18 protein-coding genes are annotated in these 16011 nt (G+C 63.8%); 14 read left to right on the forward strand and 4 right to left on the reverse strand.

Annotated elements, in window-relative coordinates:
• Positions 1–119 precede the first annotated feature (119 nt).
• Positions 120–1292, forward strand: coding sequence for an isovaleryl-CoA dehydrogenase (locus tag DXH78_RS13385; protein ID WP_115517499.1), 1173 nt, complete (start codon positions 120–122; stop codon positions 1290–1292).
• A 9-nt stretch (positions 1293–1301) separates the two neighbouring features.
• Here the strand turns inward: DXH78_RS13385 and DXH78_RS13390 are convergent, their stop codons facing one another.
• A complete protein-coding gene (locus tag DXH78_RS13390) occupies positions 1302–2414 on the reverse strand; it encodes an alpha/beta hydrolase family protein (protein ID WP_147292639.1) in 1113 nt (370 codons plus the stop codon).
• Between the two features lie 214 nt (positions 2415–2628).
• Between DXH78_RS13390 and DXH78_RS13395 the strand changes: the two genes are divergently transcribed.
• From DXH78_RS13395 to DXH78_RS13405, 3 genes are all read left to right on the forward strand, one after another.
• Positions 2629–3975, forward strand: a complete 1347-nt coding sequence (locus DXH78_RS13395) for an APC family permease (RefSeq protein WP_283805624.1) — start codon at positions 2629–2631, stop codon at positions 3973–3975.
• Complete coding sequence (locus DXH78_RS13400; RefSeq protein WP_115517501.1) at positions 3972–5060, forward strand: hypothetical protein; 1089 nt, start codon at positions 3972–3974, stop codon at positions 5058–5060. The genes DXH78_RS13395 and DXH78_RS13400 overlap by 4 nt, the downstream gene beginning before the upstream one ends.
• An 89-nt stretch (positions 5061–5149) precedes the next feature.
• On the forward strand, positions 5150–5434 hold the full coding sequence (locus tag DXH78_RS13405) for a helix-turn-helix domain-containing protein (RefSeq protein ID WP_115517502.1): 285 nt from the start codon (positions 5150–5152) through the stop codon (positions 5432–5434).
• Here DXH78_RS13405 and DXH78_RS13410 read toward each other — a convergent pair.
• Together DXH78_RS13410 and DXH78_RS13415 are read right to left on the reverse strand one after the other, a co-directional pair.
• On the reverse strand, positions 5431–6255 hold the full coding sequence (locus DXH78_RS13410; RefSeq protein ID WP_115517503.1) for an FTR1 family iron permease: 825 nt from the start codon (positions 6253–6255) through the stop codon (positions 5431–5433). The genes DXH78_RS13405 and DXH78_RS13410 overlap by 4 nt on opposite strands.
• Positions 6256–6277: 22 nt before the next feature.
• Positions 6278–6610, reverse strand: a complete 333-nt coding sequence (locus tag DXH78_RS13415) for a cupredoxin domain-containing protein (protein WP_115517504.1) — start codon at positions 6608–6610, stop codon at positions 6278–6280.
• Positions 6611–6886: 276 nt separating this feature from the next.
• Here DXH78_RS13415 and DXH78_RS13420 point away from each other — a divergent pair, with 276 nt between their 5' ends.
• From DXH78_RS13420 to DXH78_RS19920, 6 genes are all read left to right on the forward strand, one after another.
• On the forward strand, positions 6887–7702 hold the full coding sequence (locus DXH78_RS13420; protein WP_115517505.1) for an aldo/keto reductase: 816 nt from the start codon (positions 6887–6889) through the stop codon (positions 7700–7702).
• A 50-nt stretch (positions 7703–7752) separates the two neighbouring features.
• Positions 7753–8466: a 7-cyano-7-deazaguanine synthase QueC gene (gene queC, locus DXH78_RS13425; RefSeq protein WP_115517892.1), complete on the forward strand. Its 714-nt coding sequence runs from the start codon at positions 7753–7755 to the stop codon at positions 8464–8466.
• 12 nt (positions 8467–8478) lie between these two features.
• A complete protein-coding gene (locus DXH78_RS13430; protein WP_115517506.1) occupies positions 8479–9042 on the forward strand; it encodes a VUT family protein in 564 nt (187 codons plus the stop codon).
• Positions 9043–9089: 47 nt separating this feature from the next.
• Positions 9090–9812 (forward strand): ribonuclease activity regulator RraA, encoded by a 723-nt coding sequence (locus DXH78_RS13435; protein ID WP_210209584.1) that lies wholly within the window; start codon positions 9090–9092, stop codon positions 9810–9812.
• 96 nt (positions 9813–9908) lie between these two features.
• Positions 9909–10700, forward strand: a complete 792-nt coding sequence (locus DXH78_RS13440) for a YdcF family protein (protein WP_245416813.1) — start codon at positions 9909–9911, stop codon at positions 10698–10700.
• 155 nt (positions 10701–10855) lie between these two features.
• Positions 10856–11026 carry a hypothetical protein gene (locus tag DXH78_RS19920; protein WP_168192806.1) on the forward strand — a complete coding sequence of 57 codons (171 nt, stop codon included), beginning with the start codon at positions 10856–10858 and terminating at the stop codon, positions 11024–11026.
• Positions 11027–11051: 25 nt separating this feature from the next.
• Here the strand turns inward: DXH78_RS19920 and DXH78_RS13445 are convergent, their stop codons facing one another.
• Entirely contained in the window at positions 11052–11741 is a 690-nt protein-coding gene (locus tag DXH78_RS13445) for a DUF599 domain-containing protein (RefSeq protein WP_115517509.1), read from the reverse strand.
• A gap of 108 nt (positions 11742–11849) precedes the next feature.
• On the opposite strand from DXH78_RS13445, the gene DXH78_RS13450 reads away from it, so the two are divergent.
• From DXH78_RS13450 to DXH78_RS13465, 4 genes are all read left to right on the forward strand, one after another.
• Positions 11850–12257, forward strand: a complete 408-nt coding sequence (locus DXH78_RS13450; protein WP_115517510.1) for a rhodanese-like domain-containing protein — start codon at positions 11850–11852, stop codon at positions 12255–12257.
• 126 nt (positions 12258–12383) lie between these two features.
• Positions 12384–13079, forward strand: a complete 696-nt coding sequence (locus DXH78_RS13455) for a glutathione S-transferase family protein (RefSeq protein WP_115517511.1) — start codon at positions 12384–12386, stop codon at positions 13077–13079.
• A 29-nt stretch (positions 13080–13108) separates the two neighbouring features.
• On the forward strand, positions 13109–13795 hold the full coding sequence (locus tag DXH78_RS13460) for a glutathione S-transferase family protein (protein WP_115517512.1): 687 nt from the start codon (positions 13109–13111) through the stop codon (positions 13793–13795).
• A gap of 102 nt (positions 13796–13897) precedes the next feature.
• The gene (locus DXH78_RS13465) at positions 13898–15997 is read left to right on the forward strand and encodes a VTT domain-containing protein (RefSeq protein WP_168192807.1); all 2100 of its coding nucleotides are present in this window, start codon (positions 13898–13900) and stop codon (positions 15995–15997) included.
• Positions 15998–16011: the final 14 nt, after the last annotated feature.

The following is a 16011-nucleotide window of genomic DNA, read 5'->3' on the forward strand; positions in this document are numbered from 1 at the left end:
AAGCGGATACCGGTTTGCGGCCGGGATATGCGACACGATAAAACTCCGGCGTAATCACCGTTTCGCTGAAACGTCGATTGTGACTACAGTTGCCGCTCCAACGTGCCGGAGACAGTGCCATGATTCCCAATGCCTGGTCGGGCTTCGATTTCGGGCTCGGCGAAGATGCCGACATGCTGCGCCAGTCGGTTGCCGATTTCGCGCGCGACCGGATCGCGCCGCGGGCCGATGACATCGACCGCAGCAATGTGTTTCCGCGCGATCTTTGGCCCGAAATGGGCGCGCTCGGTCTGCATGGCATCACAGTCAGCGAGGAGTACGGCGGCTCCGATCTCGGCTATCTGGCGCATTGCGTCGCCATGGAAGAGGTCTCGCGCGCATCCGCCGCCGTCGGCCTGTCCTACGGCGCGCATTCCAATCTTTGCGTCAATCAGATCAACCGTAACGGCAACGAGGCGCAAAAGAAGAAGTATCTGCCGAAGTTGGTGTCCGGCGAACATGTCGGCGCGCTGGCGATGTCGGAACCGGGGGCCGGCTCCGATGTCGTGTCGATGAAAACACGGGCCGACAAGGTCGGCGACCGCTACGTGCTCAATGGTTCGAAGATGTGGATTACCAACGGCCCGGTAGCCGATACGCTGGTGATCTACGCCAAGACCGATCGCACCGCGGGCGCGCGCGGTATCACGGCCTTTATCGTCGAGAAGGACTTTAAAGGTTTTGCGCCGGCGCAGAAGCTCGACAAACTCGGCATGCGCGGCTCCGACACGTCGGAACTGGTGTTCACCGATTGCGAAGTACCGGAAGAGAATGTGCTCGGTGTCGAAGGCAATGGCGTCAACGTCCTGATGTCGGGTCTCGACTATGAGCGCGTTGTGCTGGCGGCAGGTCCGCTCGGTATCATGCAGGCTTGCATGGATGTCGTGATCCCCTACGTTCACGACCGCCATCAGTTCGGCCAGGCCATCGGCCGTTTCCAGCTCATCCAAGCCAAGCTCGCTGACATGTATGTGTCGATGAATGCGGCCAAGGCTTATGTCTATGCCGTAGCGAAAGCCTGCGACGACGGCCGCACCACCCGCGAGGACGCCGCCGGCGCCATCCTGTATGCCGCCGAAAAAGCCACGTGGATGGCGCTCGAAGCGATCCAGTGCCTGGGCGGCAACGGCTACATCAATGACTTCTCGACGGGACGCTTGCTGCGCGACGCCAAGCTCTACGAGATCGGCGCGGGCACTTCGGAAATCCGCCGCATGTTGATCGGGCGCGAGATCTTCGAGAAGACGCGGTAGGCCGCGTGCTCAATCCAGCTTGTCGAGAATATCGGCGATCGGGTTGCCGGTCCAGGCTTCGGTGACAAAGTCACGGTGGCGCACCGTGTTCTCGGTTTCGATCAGCGCGACCCCGCCGCGCCGCCACAGGTTCTTGCGGATTTCGGTGTCGTAGGGGATGTGCTGCGCTTTCAGCATTTGTGCCAGCGACATGTTCTGCCGGCGTGTCGATGCTGTGTAGGACGAGATGAAGAACGACGACTTCCAGTTCCTGATGAAGTGGATGAAGTCGTCCATCTCGCCATAGAGTCCGTCCATCAGAACAAGGCCCTTGAGCTTCTTGCCCAGTCCTCCCTGGCGAATGGCGTAGGCTGCCGGCACATAGCCGCCGCTATAGGCAACGATGATCACCGGCAGATTGCCGAAACGTGCTGCGGCGGCCGGTCTGTTGTCGAGGGCAGCGAGCTTGGCGCCTGCTTCCTTGACGAAACGGGTGAAGCCGCCGGGCTCCCAAAAGCGCCCAGCGCTGGAGTCGGCAGCATCGACCGCGAATTGCGGCGCCACCAGCACGGCGTTCATGCCGGAGGCCGTAATCTGCTCGGGCACGTTCTGGCGGTTGAGCACGTCACGCGTCAGCTCGGCGCCATGGCCATGGAAGAACACCACCATCACGGCAGGTCGGGTGACATCGAAGCCGCGCGGAATGTGGAGAAGCACGCGGTTGTCGCCGAAGGTGGTGCTTTCCCACAGCACGCCGCCGCGGGAGGTGCGGTGGCCCTTGCGGCCATTCTCTGTGACGTTGAGGAATGGCTCGCCAGTCGTCGGCACGGTGCCATTGTACGGGAACGGCGCCGACGCGAATTTAACCAGCGCGGTGCGTGGCTCTGGCCGTGGCGGGCTTAGTGCCGGCGGTGTGAGCGCGGCCTGGCGCTCCGTGCGCGGCTGCGGGCGCGGTGTGGGCAGGGGAACGGTTCGGACACCGATAGTGCCCGTGACATCATTGGCCGGCCAGCGCGCGGCGAATACATCGTTGGCTGTCTGTGACGAGGCGCTGCCGCAGGTGAGCACGCCGGCCGTCAGCACCAGCGGCATCCAGCGCCGGCGTTTCCTGCGGATGTCGGAACCTGCGCGAGGCTGACGCAAGGCGGGATGGTCTCCGGTATCGCCTGCCGCGCAGGCCCGCCGCTGTGTCCGTTCGGGACAGCGCCGGCGTTTCGCCACGCAACGAGTCTTGGCCGACATTGCGGCACGGGCAAGGACGGCCGCATGTCCCATCTTGGGTGTTGCCGTCCGTCAGGTCATATCAATATGATCAACAAATAATTAACGGCTTGAGCGGGCGCGGGGGCGTTTCTCGGTGGAGTCACAAGGGGGATCGGCCGCGCCGGCGGGAATCACGCTGTTCGCGGCGACGGCAATCGTCATCGCCGACATGGTGGGTGTCGGTGTTTTCACCAGCCTCGGCTTCCAGGTCCAGACGCTCAGCTCCGGCTTTTCCCTGATCCTGCTCTGGGTTGTGGGCGGCGTGGTCGCGATGTGCGGCGCAGCCTGTTACGCCGAATTGTCCGGGATGTTTCCCCGCTCGAGCGGCGAATACAATTTCCTGCACCGCACCTACCATGCCGCATTCGGTTTTATTGCTGGCTGGCTGTCGGCGACCGTCGGCTTTGCCGCGCCCGTGGCGCTCGCGGCCATGGCTTTCGGCGAATACGCTAAACCTCTGCTGCCCGGCATTTCACCGCTCACGCTTGGTCTCGGCGTCATCTGGATTGCCACGGCCTTTCATCTGGCGGGCCTGCGCACCGGCGCCGCGTTTCATAACGCCGCCACCGTGATTAAGCTCGTGCTGATCGTGGTCTTCATCGTCGCCGGGATCGCTTATGGCCAGCCGCAGCCGATTTCATTTGCGCCGGCCGCCGGCGATCTCGGCCGCATCTTTACGGCGGCCTTCGCCATCAATCTTGCTTTCGTCATGTACGCCTATTCGGGCTGGAACGCATCGACCTACATCATCGGCGAAATCCGCGACCCGAGCCGCACCTTGCCGCTCGCTCTGTTCTTCGGCGTATCGGTGGTGCTGGTGCTCTATGTTGCGCTCAACGCGGTGTTTCTTTACACCACGCCGGTCGAGAAATTCGCCGGCCAGATTCAGGTGGCGACGATCATCGGCGAGCATGTCTTCGGGGCGTTCGGCGGCACTCTGGTCGGCGCTCTGATCTGCATCGGGCTCGTGTCGTCGATCAGTGCCATGATGTGGATCGGGCCGCGCGTCACCATGGTGATGGGCGAGGATTTCCCGCTGCTGCGCCTGTTCGCCTGGCGCTCGCGCTTTGGCGTGCCGTCCTTCGCCATCGGTTTCCAGCTCGTGGTGGCAAGCCTCTTGCTGCTGACGCAAAGCTTCGAGGCGGTGCTGGACTTCACCCAGTTCAGCCTGACCTTGTGTTCGTTCTGCGCGGTCGCGGGCGTGATCGTGCTGCGCTTTACCAAGCCCGATCATCCGCGGCCTTATCGCTGCTGGGGCTATCCGGTCACGCCGCTCATCTTCCTCGCCGTCACCGGCTTCATGCTGTACTACCTGCTGGTGAGCCGCCCGGCCCAGGCGCTTGCCGGCGTGGCGTTGATGCTGGTGGGACTCGTCATCTATTTCATTGTGCAACACCACGCGGCCGTGCCGGCCGCCGATAAGGCCACGGTCATTAAATGAATCGTATTGCTCTTGTTGCCGCGCTTGTCTCCGGCTTGCTCGGCGTCATCGTCACGCCCGCCCGCAGCGACGACGTCACCCAGGCCGACACCGCACGCTTCCTCGCCGGTATGCCGCCGTCGGCGGGTTCGCCGCTGGAGGCGCTGACCAAGAGCGGCCACTGGCGCAGTCATGCCAAGGCGATGGATACGGCCTTTGCCACGGTCGAGAAGAACACCTTGTCGAAAATCCGCGTCTGGTCGCGCGACAACGTCAAGTCGCCGCAACCGACGCTGCTCTATATGTTCGGCGGGCCGGACTTCCTGTTCGCCAACGCCTTCTTCCCCGATGCATCGACCTATCTGCTGGTCGGTCTCGAGCCGGCCGGCGACATTCCCGACCTGATGAGGATGCAGCGGCGCGGCGAGGTGGCCGGCCTTGGTCGTCTGGAAAGCTCGATGCGGACGCTGCTGGCGGTGAGTTTTTTCATCACCAAGGACATGCGGGAGGATCTCGGCGGCTCGAACCTTCAGGGCACCATTCCGATCATCTACATCTTCCTTGCGCGTTCTGGCATGGAAGTCCGAGACGCCAGTCTGGTCATGATCGATGACAATGGTGAGGTGAAGCCCGACGACAAGAAAGGCAAGACCTCGGCGCGTGGTGTTAAAATCACTTTCGCCGGATTGGATGGCCGCCTGCGCACGTTCTACTACTTCACCACAGACTTGGCCAATGGCGGCGTCCAGCGCGGCGGTTTCTTGAAGTTTGCCGGCAAGCTCGGTCCCGCCGACGCCTTCCACAAGAGCGCGTCCTATCTGATGCATAAGGACAACTTCTCGCAGATACGCTCTTTCGTGTTGTCGCAGACGAAAACCATCGTCCAGGACGACAGCGGAATCCCGCTGCGCTATTTCGACCAGAAAGTCTGGGACCTGTATCCCTTTGGCAAATATCACGAGCCGTTGGAGATCTTTCCCGAAGGCCGGCAGTCGAAGATCGCCCGCGAGGTGTTCGGCAAGGCCGCCAAGATCGACTTCGGCCTCGGCTATCGCTGGCGCACGGGCGAGTCGAACCTGCTGATGGCGGTCAAAAAACCCCAGTAACGGGGGTGGCCGCCGCCGGCGGCATTAACTATTGCGTTGGCCGAATCGGCTAGCCCATTGGACGAGCCAACCATGGGAGCCGCTAAGCCATGATGCGGGTACGCTTGAAGGCGGATGGGCGCCTCGTTGAAATCGCCCCGGACGGCAGCGAAGTTGCGGTCGAGCATCGCGATCCGGCGGCCTTCGTCCGCCAGGTGCGCGCCCGCTGCGGCCTGACCCAGGCTGCCTTTGCCGAGAAGATCGAAGTGCCGATCGAAACCGTGCGCAACTGGGAGCAGGGCAAGCGCAATCCGCGCGGGCCGGCGCGAGCCTTGCTCAAGGTGATCGATCGTTCGCCCGACGCCGCCTTCGCCGCGCTCGGCGGCCGGCGCTAGGCTTCGACCGGCCGCGCCTGCGGCCGGTAGCGCGCGATGCGCATCAGCACGAACATCGCGGCCAGCGCGGCCACGTAAGCCACGACCTGCAACGCCGTCGGCTGCGCCACATAGCCGACCAGCGTATGCATCAGCTGCCCGAACAGACTCTTTTCGGTGAGCAGCCACGAGGTATCCCACACCGTCTCGCCGAGATGATTGATGACGCCGGCGGCGTACAGGAACTGCGCCGATTGCGCGGCCATGCCGGCGGCGAGCAGGGCGATCAGCCAGCTCGTCACCGCGAAGATGTAACGCTGCGGAATGGCGAGCAGGCCGGCATAAGTCAGGCCGGTAAAGGCCGCGCCGGCAAGAATGCCGAGCAGGCCGCCGGTAAGCAGCGACAGACCCGACGTGCCCTGCGCAAAGATGCCGTAGAGGAACAGCACGACTTCCGAGCCCTCGCGCAGCACGGCAAGCCCGACGACGACCGCGAGCGCGGTAAGGGGCCTTGCGCCTTCGCTGACGGCGCTGCCGATCTGCTTCATCTCCATCGCGATCTCGCGGCCGTGCCGCGCCATCCAGGCGTTGTGCCACATCAGCATGACGACGGCGGCGCCGAGCACGCCGGCGTTGAACAGCTCCTGGCCAATGCCTTCGAAAGCCTCCGCAATGACGCCGGCGAAAGCGGCAACGATCGCCGCGCCGAGAATGCCGGCGCCGACCCCGATCGCCACCCAGCGGCCGCGGCCTTCGACGCCGCGCGTCGCCGCCATGACGATGCCGATGATGAGACCGGCTTCGAGAACTTCGCGAAAGACGATGACGAGAGCGCCGAGCATGAGAGGCCTGTTTCGTGTCTGATTATTCGGCGATCACGACGCCCTTGGCGGTGTCTTCGTGAAACTCCCCGAAGAAGCCGTAGCGGCCAGGCTTGAGCGGGCCGATGCGAACCGTGGCCTTGGCATTGCCGGCGATGATCTTCTCCACCTTGAGGCTTTCGCTTTCGAACTCCTCGGGGGTGGGGTCGCTGTTGATGACCGTGATGGTGACGCGCTTGTTTGCCGGCACCTTGAGTTCGGCGGGCGAGAACTTGTGGTCCTTGATGGTCAGCGTGAACTCGTCGGCGGCCTTCGCGGTGAGCGGAGCGGCAACCAGCAGGGCGGCGAGGGCGGTAAAGGCGAAGAGGTGGCGCATGGTTTCCCCGGCTGTACAAATTGTCGCACCCACAAAACCAGGATTTGCTTAGGGCGCAAGTGCTTAATTTTGTTTGGAAATATTCTAACCAAGACAAAGCGGCCAAATGCCTGACAGGACGGGGAATGTCGGCGGGCCGGCGCAGCATTAAATCTCGGCAATGAGGACTGTGGAGCGGCCTTGTAGTCTTTGGCGGTTGGCAGGCCCTTGCCGGAACGGCATGCTCGCGGCCCGACCGGGCCGCCCGCAACAGGGGCACACGTCGAGGAGGTCGTCATGCAGACCGTCGAAGCCAAAGGCTTCATGATCCCGATCATCGGACTGGGCACCTGGGAGTTGCGTGGCCGCGATTGCGCGCGCCTGGTCGAACAGGCCATTCATCTCGGCTACCGCCATATCGATACGGCGCAGATGTATGCCAACGAGGCCGAGGTCGGTGAGGGGGTGCGCAACTCCGGCCGGCGGTCGGACGTGATGGTGACCACCAAGGTCGCACATACCAACATGGCGCCGCAGGACGTCGAGCGTTCGGTGAAAGAGAGCCTGCGCAAGCTACGCATCGATGAAATCGACCTTCTGATCATCCATTGGCCGAACGAACGCATACCGCTTGCCGAAACGCTCGGCGCGATGGCGAAGATGAAACAGGTCGGTTATGTCAAGCAGCTCGGCGTTTCCAACTTCACCGTCAAACTGCTGGACGAAGCGGTGAAGGCAACCGACGAGCCGTTGGTCTGCAATCAGATCGAATATCACCCCTTCCTCGACCAGACCAAGGTCGTAGCGGCCACCAAGGCGCACGGCATGGCCGTCGTCGCCTATAGTCCGATTGCGCGCGGGTCGGCCTCCGGCAACGAGGTGCTTGAGCGTATCGGCCGGGCCCATGGCAAGTCAGCGGCGCAGGTGTCGCTGCGCTGGCTGGTGCAGCAGGACATCGTCGTCATTCCGCGCACCAGCAAGCGCGAGCGTTTGGAAGAAAATGTCGCGATTTTCGACTTCGCTCTGTCGCCGGCGGAAATGGCGGAGATCGCCGCACTGTCGGCGGCGCAGAAACGGATCGTCAATCTGGCGTGGTCGCCGGAGTGGGATTGAACGAAAGTTTAGGGCGGACGTCGGCCTCGGCTGGCGCTATGAACAACGCCATGACCATCGCCAATGACGCTGCGCTCGTCCTTTTCTCGGGCGGACAGGATTCCACGACATGCCTCGGCTGGGCGCTTGAGCGCTTCGCGCGCGTCGAGACGGTCGGCTTCAATTACGGCCAGCGCCACGCGGTCGAGCTTGAGGTGCGGCCGCGGTTGCGCGACCTGATCGCCGGGCTCAAACCCGAATGGAAGGCCCGGCTCGGTGACGACCACATGGTGTCGCTCGATGCGCTGGCGGCGATATCCGACACGGCGCTGACCCGCGAAACCGCGATTGCCGTTGCCGACAGCGGCCTGCCCAACACCTTCGTTCCGGCGCGCAATCTCATCTTCTTCACTTTCGCCGGCGCGCTGGCCTACCGGCGCGGCGCCCGCCACATCGTGGCCGGCATGTGCGAGACGGATTATTCGGGCTATCCGGACTGCCGCGACGACACCATCAAGGCCATGCAGGTCGCGCTCAGCCTCGGGCTCGACCGGAAACTGACCATCCACACGCCCCTGATGTGGGTGGACAAGGCCGGAACCTTTGAGATGGCGCGCGATATCGCCGGGCAGGCCTTCCTCGACCTTGTTGTCGAACATAGTCACACCTGCTACTTGGGCGACCGCTCGCACCGCCATCCATGGGGTTATGGCTGCGGCACTTGCCCGGCCTGCGACCTGCGCCGGCAGGGCTACGCCAAATTTCTCGTCAGCCACCCGAACTGAAGCTTTCCAGCGATGACCATCGAAACACGCAAGTCTGTCGAAGGCGCGATCTTTCTCGTGCTGTTCTGTCTCACCATTCCGGCCGCCAACTGGATGATCGGCAATGTCGGCACGGTGTGCCCGCCGGGCAGCCCATGTCTGATCCCGGTGGCGCCGCATCTGATGGCGCCGTCCGGCGTGCTGATGATCGGCGCGGCGCTGGTGCTGCGCGATCTGGTGCAGCGCCGCCTTGGCGTCGAGTTCGGTATCGCCGCGATCGTGGCGGGCGCGGGCATCTCCGCGGCCATCGCGCCGCCGGCGCTGGTGACGGCCTCGGCCGCCGCTTTCCTGATATCCGAGCTGGCCGATTTCGCCGTCTACACACCGCTGGCGCGACGCCGTCTGGTGGCCGCTGTGGTCGCCTCCAGCATGATCGGTCTGGTGATCGACTCCATCGTCTTCCTGTGGCTGGCCTTCGGCTCGCTTGACTTCCTGATCGGGCAGGTGGTCGGCAAGAGCTGGATGGTGCTGTTTGCCATTCCGCTGGTGGCCTATCTTCGCCGCCGTGACGCTCGCCTTGGACTGGCCCCCGTATAAACCTCAGCGAGACATCCATGACCAAGCCCGCAAGCCAGCCTATGACCATGACGTCGCCGTCCACCGCGACGATCAGCGCGGCGACCCTCGACCTCCTGCGCACCGTCACGACCGGCACCGTGACCACGATGCTGCTGAAAAAGGGCATCCGGCATGCCTGGATGAAAGGCGCCATGCCGTTCGGTTTCACCGGCAAGCGCATCGTCGGTCCGGCTTTCACCTTGCGCTTCGTGCCGGTGCGCGAAGATCTCGCCACGCCGGCGAGTTGGCTCAATCCGATCTCGACGCGGTCGGCCATCGAGGCCATGCCGGAAGGCTGCATCTGCGTCGCCGACGCCATGGGCGTGACCGGCGCCGGCATCTTCGGCGACATCCTTTGCATGCGTATGGTCAAGCGCAAGGTTGCGGCGCTGATCACCGATGGTGTGATGCGCGACAAGCATGGTGTGCTCGGCACTGGCCTGCCGGTGTGGTGCCAGGGCGTGGCGGCGCCGGCTTCGGTCAACATGCTGACCTTCGTCGGCTGGAACGAGCCGATCGGCTGCGGCGGCAGCGCCATCTTCCCCGACGACATCATTGTCGCCGACGATGACGGCGCCGTGGTGATCCCGCGGGACCTGGTCGAGTTCGTCGCGCATGAAGGCGCCGAGCATGAGCTGATGGAAAGCTGGCTGGTGCAGGAAGTTGAGAAGGGCGAGAGGCTGCCCGGTCTCTATCCGCCGAATGATGAGAACAAGAAGCGCTACGAGGCTTGGAAGAAGTCCCGCTAGCGACTTCCGCGACGATGTGCGCCAAGACGCGGTGCCCGGCCGGTGTGATACGGTGACGGCCGGAAAGGGCGCTCGCCGGCCGTCATGTTCTTCATTATGTCAAAAACCGTCACGGTGCTGTTGCAGCCGTCGAACCTGATCCTGCTGATCGGGGTTGTGGGTCTTGCACTGATGCTGATGCGCTGGCGGCGCGCTGGTATCCGGCTGGTGGTTGCCAGCGTCATCCTACTGTTCATTGCCGGATTGCTGCCGCTGGGCGCCTACATGACTCATGTGCTCGAACGCCGCTTTCCGCTGTGGGAGCAGAGCGGCGGTCCGGCGCGCGGTGCGCCGACCGGCATTGTCGTGCTCGGCGGCGCCGTCTCGCCGCTGCTGTCGCAGCAAACGGGTCTGACCGCCGTCAATGGCGATGCCGGACGCGTGCTGGCCCTGGCGCATCTGGCCCGCGCCTTTCCCGGCGCGCGCATCATCTATTCCGGCGGCGACGGCAGTCTGCTTGGCAACAAGCCGCGCGAGGCCGACTATATCGGTCCCTTGCTCGACGATTTCGGTCTGGCGCGCGCCCGTGTCGAACTGGAGCCGGCCTCGCGCAACACCGTGGAGAATGCGGTGTTCAGCAGGCAGATGGCGCAGCCAAAACCGGGCGAGCGCTGGTTGCTGGTCACGTCGGCGCAACATATGCCGCGCGCGGTCGGGGCCTTTCGGGCCGCGGGCTTTCCGGTCGAAGCCTATCCGGTGGCGTATCAGGTCGAACGGCAATTGCGGCTGCGACCGGGCTTCACGGTGGGCCACAATCTGGCGCGCCTTGACCGGGCAACCAATGAGTGGGTCGGTCTGATCGCCTATTGGGCAACCGGCCGGAGCTCGGCGCTGTTTCCGGCGCCCTGACGCGCTCCTCACGCGCAGCAAACATTGTGATGCCTGCGAGCGACCGTTACGATTCCTCACAGTGGGCGATTCGTGCGCCCGAGTGCGCGTCAGCGTTCTCGAGCACCATCCGCGTGTTTTTTCCGCGTGATGCCTTCAACACAAGGGGAATCGCAATGGCTGCCAAAAAGGTGCCCGCTTTGCGTCCGTCTAAGACCGACGCGGCGGATTTCTATGACGACTTCGGCCTGAGTGCCCATTGGGGCGAGCGCGTCATCACCGCAGTGGCCGCAGCGCTGGGCATCACCATCGTCGCCGCGGTCGCGCTGCTGATGGGCATGGCTTAGCGCGCGCCTGAAATGCCGGGCTGGATCAGGCCGGGTCCGCATCGAAGGCGCGGCGTGACGGCGAGGCGAACTGCCGCCGCCACATCACGATCACCACGCCGATGGTGGTGAGCGCCAGTTCGATCGGGCCGAGGAACCAGCCGAGATAGCCAAGCGCGAAGAAAAAAGCGCGCTGGCCGCGGTTGAATTGCCGTCCGGCGTCCTCGCACAGCCGCGCGCCGCGATGCGCGAAGATGCGGGCCGCTTCGCTGTCCTTTTGCGTATGGGGCGGCGCGGCGCCGACCATGATGGCGAGATAATTGAACAGCCGGTACGACCAGGCAAACTTGAAGAAGGCGTAGACGAAGATCACCGACAGCCCAACGATCTTGGCCTGCCACATCTCCGGCGTGTTCGGCACGCTGAACGGCAGCATGCCCATCACATGCACGATCTCGTCGGACGCGCGCAGCAGCGTCAGCGCGCCGCCGATGGCGATCAGGCTGGTGGAGGCGAAGAACGCCGTGCCGTTCTGCAGCGCCGCGGTGACCTGGGAATCGACGATGCGAATCTCGCGCGCCAGCAATTCGTTCATCCACTGATCGCGATAAATATGCATCAGCGAATTGAGGCTGCGCCCGCCGTGAGCGGTTTTCTCGATGACGATCGAGTAGCCGATCCAGGCGGTGAGGAAGAGGCCGAGCGCGAGCGCGTCCGGCAGGTTCAGTGACACCATGGCAATCCGGTCCCCGCGTGGCGGCGGTGCGCTTGTCGCAATGTCGCCGTTCCGTTACACCGGCATTGTAACGGCCGAGCGTGGTGGCCGAACAGGGAAATCCGGACGATGCCGCAGAATATCACCATCGGATATAAAGAGCTTTGCGCGGCGGCCGAGCGCGAGATCGAGACCCTCGACACCGCCGACGCCATCAAGCTCGCCGGCCGCGACGATGTCGTCTTTGTCGATATTCGGGACATTCGCGAACTGCAGCGCGAAGGCAAGATGCCGGGCGCCTTCCACTGTCCGCGCGGCATGCTGGAGTTCTGGATCGATCCGAACGGCTCCTATTACAAACCGGTGTTCGGCCAGGACAAGAAGTTCGTGTTCTTCTGTGCCGGCGGCATGCGTTCGGCGCTAGCCGCGCAGACGGCGCAACGCATGGGGCTGAAGCCCGTGGCCCACATCCGCGGCGGCTTCGGTGCCTGGACCAAGCAGGGCGGCCCGGTCGAGGCACCGGAAGCCAAAAGCTGAGCCTCAAGGATTGACGGCCACCGCCGACCGATCAAATTCGCTGCTGGCCGGTATCGCCAAAATTCATTTGCCGCTATGGAGATGCTTCCGCACCATGCCGCCCGAATCCGGTCAGAAGGGGACGCAATGGCGCTGACGCTGATCATCGGCAACAAGAACTATTCGAGCTGGTCGCTGCGGCCCTGGATCGCCATGACGGCGGCCGGCATTGCGTTCGACGAAGAGCTCATTCCCTTTGAAAGCGAAGACTTCCGCACCATCGTGCCGGCCGTGTCCGGCTCGGGGCGGGTGCCGGTGCTGGTTGACGGCGATATCCGCGTCTGGGAGTCGCTGGCGATCCTGGAATATCTGGCCGAGAAATTCCCCGATGCCGGTCTGTGGCCGAAGGACGCCGCGGCGCGCGCGCATGCGCGCGTTGTCGCCAATGAGATGCATGCCGGCTTCCAGGCCTTGCGCAACCACCTGCCGGTCAACTTCGCCCGCCGCGTCATGAAGCGCGACCTGCCGGAAGCGGTCAAAGACAATGTCCGCCGCATCGAATCGCTGTGGGCGGATTGCCGCGCCCGCTTCGGCGTCAAGGCAGAGAAGGTCGGCCCCTTCCTGTTCGGTGCGTTCACCAACGCCGACGCCATGTACGCGCCGGTGGTGTCGCGCTTCCATACTTACGCTGTCGACGTAACGCCCGGCACCCGCGTCTATATGGACGCGGTGATGGCACTGCCGGCGTATCAGGCCTGGACCGCCGCCGGCATTGCCGAGCCGTGGCTCTTCGCCGAGGATGAGGTGGACTGGCCTGACGTTCACCGCGCCGACGCGCATTGATCGAACATATCGAGCGAGCGAGACAAGCCATGGCTCTCAAACTGGTAATTGGCAACAAGAACTATTCGTCATGGTCGATGCGGCCGTGGATCGCCATGAAGGCGGCCGGCATCGCCTTCGAGGAAATTCTGATCCCGCTCTATGCACCGGGCAGCGCCGAGCAGATCCTGAAATACTCGCCGGCAGGCAAGGTGCCGATCCTGCATGACGGCGATTTCGCGGTCTGGGACTCGCTCGCCATAGTCGAATATCTCGCTGAGAAATTTCCCGATGCGCATTTGTGGCCCTCGGATGCGCAGGCGCGCGCTCGAGCGCGCTCGGTTTCTGCCGAAATGCACTCCGGCTTCCAGGCGTTGCGTCAGCACTGCACCATGAATCTCTGGCTGCCGCCGAAGCCGCGACCGATGCCGGATGAGGTCATCGCCAATATGAAGCGTATCGAGACCATCTGGGCCGAGTGCCGCGCGCAGTACGGGCAGGGCGGGCCGTTCCTGTTCGGGGCGCAGTTCGGCAATGCCGATGCGATGTATGCGCCGGTCGTGGCGCGTTTCCACAATTACGGTCTGCCGGTGTCGGCCGCAACCAAAGCCTACATGGACGCGGTGAGGGCAACGCCCGCCTGGAGGGAATGGTACGACGCGGCCATGAAGGAAACCTGGGTCCTGCAGCACAATGAGCCGGACTGGCCCTTGGTGCGCGGCGTGAAAGTTGCCTGACGCGGCGCGCCGCGGCCGAAACCAAAGTTCCAATCATGCGTTGACATGAGCTGAAGGCGGAACCCGCGTTCGGGTTCCATGGCCTTCACGCGGGGTCAATACATGCTGCTCAAACCGGATCACAACGTCTGGCGCATTGCGCGCGCCAATCGCGCTTCGATGCTGATCGACGCCGCCAATTATTTCGGTGCGGTGCGCAGCGCCATGATCAAGGCCGAGCGCTCGATCCTGATCGCCGGCTGGGACATCCACAGCCAGACGCGGTTGGTGGGACCGGATTGCCGTGCCGATGACGGCTATCCCGAAACCTTCGCCGAGTTTCTCACCGCCCTGGTGGCCAAGAAGCCGGAACTCGAAATCCGGCTGCTGCTGTGGGATTTCTCGGTGCTCTACGCCGGCGAACGCGATCCGTTTCCGACGGCAAGGCTGCAATGGAGCACACCACACAATATCCGCTTCTGCCTCGACGATTGCGTGCCGGTCGGCTCCTCACAGCACCAGAAGCTGGTGACCATCGACGACAAGGTCGCGTTCTCGGGCGGCCTCGACATCACCATTCGCCGCTGGGACACCTGTTCCCACATGCCGGGAGATACGCATCGCGTCGATCCGGCCGGCAAGCCCTACGATCCTTTTCATGACGTGCAGATGGTGGTCGATGGCGATGCCGCCGGTGTGCTGAGCGAATTGCTGCGCAGCCGCTGGGCTTGCGCAGCATCGGAAGAGGTCGCAGCGGTGGTGTGCGGCGGCGATCCGTGGCCTGACGACGTCAAGCCTGACTTCACCGACACTGATATCGGCATATCGCGCACCGAGCCGCGCTTCGATGGCCAAGAAGAGGCGCGCGAGGTCGAGAAGCTGTTTCTGGACATGATCGATGCCGCCGAAAGTGCCGTCTATATCGAGAACCAGTTTCTCACTGCGCTGCCGGTCGCTGAGCGGCTGGCCGCGCGTTTGCGCGAGCGGCCCGAACTCGAGGCGCTGATCGTATCGCCGCAGACGCATGTGTCGTGGCTTGAGGCGCAGAGCATGCGCTCCGGCCGTGCGCGCTTTGCCGCAGCTTTAAGCGAATTTCCGGAAGAGCGCGTCGCGCTGCTGTATCCGCAGGTCGAGGCTGCCGGCGCCAGCGTCAACACGATGGTGCATTCCAAGGTGATGGTGGTCGACGACCGGATCATCCGTGTCGGCTCGGCCAATCTCAACAACCGTTCGATGGGCACCGACACCGAGTGCGATCTGGTCGTTGTCGCCGACAGCGACGAACAACGCCGCGCCGTGGTTCGACTGCGTGACACCTTGATCGGCGATCACTGCGGCGCCACGACGGACGAGGTCGCCAAGGCCGTGGCAGAAAATGATGGCTCGCTGGTCAAGACAGCGCGGGCGCTAAAGCGCAATGGCCACAGCCTGAAGCCGATCGTGGACGATCCTGCGTCGTCGTCCGAGGCTTTCTCCTTCATTGAGGGCGTGGCCGATCCGGAACGGCCCATCGGCGCCGAAGAATTCATCAGCAACATGTTTGGGGGATATGTGCCCGCCCGCAGTTATTCGACCGTGCTCAAGGTGGTGGCCGCGGGTCTGGTCATTCTCGCCTTGGCCATGGCCTGGCAGTTCGTTCCGCTCGCCGATCCCAAGTCGGTCAAGGAAGCCTTCAGCGAAATTGCCGGCAGCCGCTGGGCGCCGCTCGTGGTGATCGGCAGCTTCGTCATTGCCGGCTCGCTGATGTTTCCGGTGACCGTGCTGATCGCCGCCACGGCGGCGGCCTTCGGACCCTGGACGGGCTTCGCCTATGCCTTCGCCGGCGCGCTGGCCAGCGCCTTGACGACCTATGCCATTGGCGCGGCGATCGGCAAACGCACGGTGCAGGACTTACTTGGGCCAAAGCTCAATCGTATTCGCCAGAAGATCGCTTCACGGGGCGTCATATCCATTGCCGCCATCCGGCTGGTGCCGGTGGCGCCGTTCGCCGTAGTCAATCTGGCGGCCGGCGCCAGCGCCATTCCGGTGTTCGACTATATGGCCGGCACCGTGATCGGCATGGTGCCGGGCCTGATCATGATCTCGGCGGTCGGCAACCAGTTCGCCCGCATCATGACATCGCCGACGCCGTTCGATATTGCCGCGCTGGTGCTGGCGGTGGGGGCCTGGGTGGCGCTGTCGATCGGCGTTCAAGTGGTCGTCACGCGCTACTGGGGGCGCTGAACGGTGAGGGGAGA

The organism is Undibacter mobilis (assembly GCF_003367195.1).
GTDB classification, from domain to species: domain Bacteria; phylum Pseudomonadota; class Alphaproteobacteria; order Rhizobiales; family Xanthobacteraceae; genus Pseudolabrys; species Pseudolabrys mobilis.

Coding starts and splice junctions, on each gene's coding strand:
- DXH78_RS13385 (WP_115517499.1), top strand. CDS start 120: ATGATTCCCAATGCCTGGTCGGGCTTCGATTTCGGGCTCGGCGAAGAT.
- DXH78_RS13400 (WP_115517501.1), top strand. CDS start 3,972: ATGAATCGTATTGCTCTTGTTGCCGCGCTTGTCTCCGGCTTGCTCGGC.
- DXH78_RS13405 (WP_115517502.1), top strand. CDS start 5,150: ATGATGCGGGTACGCTTGAAGGCGGATGGGCGCCTCGTTGAAATCGCC.
- DXH78_RS13410 (WP_115517503.1), bottom strand. CDS start 6,255: ATGCTCGGCGCTCTCGTCATCGTCTTTCGCGAAGTTCTCGAAGCCGGT.
- DXH78_RS13415 (WP_115517504.1), bottom strand. CDS start 6,610: ATGCGCCACCTCTTCGCCTTTACCGCCCTCGCCGCCCTGCTGGTTGCC.
- DXH78_RS13420 (WP_115517505.1), top strand. CDS start 6,887: ATGCAGACCGTCGAAGCCAAAGGCTTCATGATCCCGATCATCGGACTG.
- queC (WP_115517892.1), top strand. CDS start 7,753: ATGACCATCGCCAATGACGCTGCGCTCGTCCTTTTCTCGGGCGGACAG.
- DXH78_RS13430 (WP_115517506.1), top strand. CDS start 8,479: ATGACCATCGAAACACGCAAGTCTGTCGAAGGCGCGATCTTTCTCGTG.
- DXH78_RS13435 (WP_210209584.1), top strand. CDS start 9,090: ATGACGTCGCCGTCCACCGCGACGATCAGCGCGGCGACCCTCGACCTC.
- DXH78_RS13440 (WP_245416813.1), top strand. CDS start 9,909: ATGTCAAAAACCGTCACGGTGCTGTTGCAGCCGTCGAACCTGATCCTG.
- DXH78_RS19920 (WP_168192806.1), top strand. CDS start 10,856: ATGGCTGCCAAAAAGGTGCCCGCTTTGCGTCCGTCTAAGACCGACGCG.
- DXH78_RS13445 (WP_115517509.1), bottom strand. CDS start 11,741: ATGGTGTCACTGAACCTGCCGGACGCGCTCGCGCTCGGCCTCTTCCTC.
- DXH78_RS13450 (WP_115517510.1), top strand. CDS start 11,850: ATGCCGCAGAATATCACCATCGGATATAAAGAGCTTTGCGCGGCGGCC.
- DXH78_RS13455 (WP_115517511.1), top strand. CDS start 12,384: ATGGCGCTGACGCTGATCATCGGCAACAAGAACTATTCGAGCTGGTCG.
- DXH78_RS13460 (WP_115517512.1), top strand. CDS start 13,109: ATGGCTCTCAAACTGGTAATTGGCAACAAGAACTATTCGTCATGGTCG.
- DXH78_RS13465 (WP_168192807.1), top strand. CDS start 13,898: ATGCTGCTCAAACCGGATCACAACGTCTGGCGCATTGCGCGCGCCAAT.